The sequence below is a fragment of the Thermogutta sp. genome, assembly GCF_014359955.1.
In the GTDB taxonomy this organism is placed as follows: domain Bacteria; phylum Planctomycetota; class Planctomycetia; order Pirellulales; family Thermoguttaceae; genus Thermogutta.
In genome coordinates, this window is record NZ_JACIYL010000767.1 from 1 (window position 1) to 2,086 (window position 2,086).

A 2,086-nucleotide genomic window follows, 5' to 3' on the forward strand; every position below is an offset into this window, starting at 1 on the left:
CGGGCAACCTGTAGCCTTCAGCTCACGGCGACGCTCCTCACCCGGCCAGCCAGCCTCCAGGGCGGCGGGGTCGATGTCCAAAACCGAGAAGCCTTCTCCGGTTGCTATGCCCCAATTGCACCCTGGAAAATCTGCCAGCCACTGGCGGACAGTCGCCTCGTCAGCCGTGGCCTGGTCGGGCCAGTTCTGAAGGAGCGGCACCTTAGCGCCCGCCTTCAGCGGATGCAAGCGGTAGCCGTAAGCGAGATAGGCTCCCAGAAGTTGGTGCATGAGGTTCCTCTTATTGCGGCTGATCGGGAAGAGAGTTGTCACCTTCCCCTGCGGAGTCCCCGCGACCCGATTGGCTGGCCAGCTCTTGCTCAATCCACTTTTCCACCGCGTGACGTGGAAATCGAAGACAGCGGCCGATTCGCAGCGACGGAAGTTTTCCCGCTTTGGCCCAGGTCCAGGCCGTCCGCTGGCTGACACGAAGCAGTCGGGCCACCTCGGGCAGTGTCAAAAGGAGCGAGTTCTGATGAGGACAGTGGTGTTTCATCTTTTTCCTCCAATTGGAACAACAGGATACGTACCGAAAACTTTCTGTTACGCGTTTCCAGTATAAGGGGCGCCTGTTGCAAAATGCCGCCACTTGCGGCAAGGGGATGAGGCTTACGGAATTCGCTTCGGGGATTTGGAACGCATTATAAACCCCAGGGGTTAGAAACTTGGAACACTTTTACAGCGATTCGTGCTTTTGGTTGCGTTGTCAGTTTCTGAGGGCGGACGAGATTTGCCAAGGATGCAACGAAATTCCGCTGTATGTGACGATGCTTCAAGAAGTTATGGTATTTATGTTTTTTGTTCCCGTCGCGCCGGGCATGACTTGCCGCGCGATAGGCAATGCCATCAATGGCCGTCCGTGGAGGGTGATCGACAAGGACTTTGCGTGAGCTGATGCACGCTTCCAAACCCTACGGACGGTAATCTATTCGGCAATCGCGGGGAATGAGCCGGCAGGCCAGCGCGGAGGGGCATCTCAGGACTGTCAACGAATTTCCAGACTAACCGGCCGAGCGCCGTAAAAGAAACTTTTTTAGCCTCAACTCCGTTCAGCATTGGCTGAAAGAATTCCAATCCCCCGGATGGAATTGAGGCACACTCCTTCGAGGGGCTTGACAACACACACACACACATTTAAGCTCGCTGACGAATTTCTGGCACTAACGGGCGCTTTTCTCAAATTGGAGCGGGGTTCAATGGTTAATGGGCAAAAAGGGACGGGGTTGAGGGCAGAACGGGGCTGCGACAACGGCGCAGCAACGAGTCCATGGGCCGTGGCCGAAAAGCGGGTCGACCTGACCTACGACGCCGCCGGACAGCTCGTCTCCCTCACCCGTTACGCCGACCTGGCTGGCACACAGCTTGTCGCCCAGTCCGACTACACCTACGACCAGGCCGGGCGACTGCGGGGCCTCAGCCACTTCCGCGGCCAAACCACCTTTGTGGAATACACCTGGAACTTCGATGCCGCCAATCGCATGACGCAGTACATCAACTCGGTGGACGGCACGGCCGACTACACCAGCGACGCCACGGGCCAGCTCACCGCCGCCGACTACGACTACCAGAGCGACGAGAGCTACCAGTACGACGCCAACGGCAACCGCGTTACCGCCAATGGTAGCACTTACACCACCGGCACCAACAATCGGCTCCTCTCCGACGGCACCTACCGCTATCTCTACGATGCCGAGGGGAACCGCACGCACCGGTTCATCGACGCCAACGCCAATGGGCAGCTCGACGCGGGCGACACGGATATCACCCAATACACCTGGGACCACCGCAACCGGCTCACCAAGGTGGAGCACCGATCCAGCTACGCCGCGGCGGTCGATCATGTGGTCGAGTACGCCTACGACTATGCCAACCGCTGGGTCTACAAGCGGCTGGATGACGACGGCGACGGCCATGCCGAGCATACGGCCGGCTCACCAGCGTGAGGAAGCTCAAGCAGGTGCTTCCGGTGGAAGAATACTTGAAGAAGCAGAAAAGGTTTGCCCACTTGTTTGAGGACGAGAATGCGGAAATGATCAAGGCCATCCAG

At 58.4% G+C, this 2,086-nt stretch carries 3 protein-coding genes; 1 reads left to right on the forward strand and 2 read right to left on the reverse strand.

From position 1 onward, the window contains the following. Together H5U08_RS16750 and H5U08_RS16755 are read right to left on the reverse strand one after the other, a co-directional pair. A partial coding sequence (locus tag H5U08_RS16750; RefSeq protein WP_297035686.1) for a bifunctional DNA primase/polymerase occupies positions 1 to 270 on the reverse strand: 270 nt, incomplete at its 3' end. A gap of 10 nt (positions 271 to 280) precedes the next feature. Continuing rightward, on the reverse strand, positions 281 to 535 hold the full coding sequence (locus tag H5U08_RS16755; protein WP_297035689.1) for a helix-turn-helix domain-containing protein: 255 nt from the start codon (positions 533 to 535) through the stop codon (positions 281 to 283). A gap of 778 nt (positions 536 to 1,313) precedes the next feature. On the opposite strand from H5U08_RS16755, the gene H5U08_RS16760 reads away from it, so the two are divergent. Next, positions 1,314 to 1,982 carry a hypothetical protein gene (locus H5U08_RS16760; RefSeq protein WP_297035692.1) on the forward strand — a complete coding sequence of 223 codons (669 nt, stop codon included), beginning with the start codon at positions 1,314 to 1,316 and terminating at the stop codon, positions 1,980 to 1,982. Positions 1,983 to 2,086: the final 104 nt, after the last annotated feature.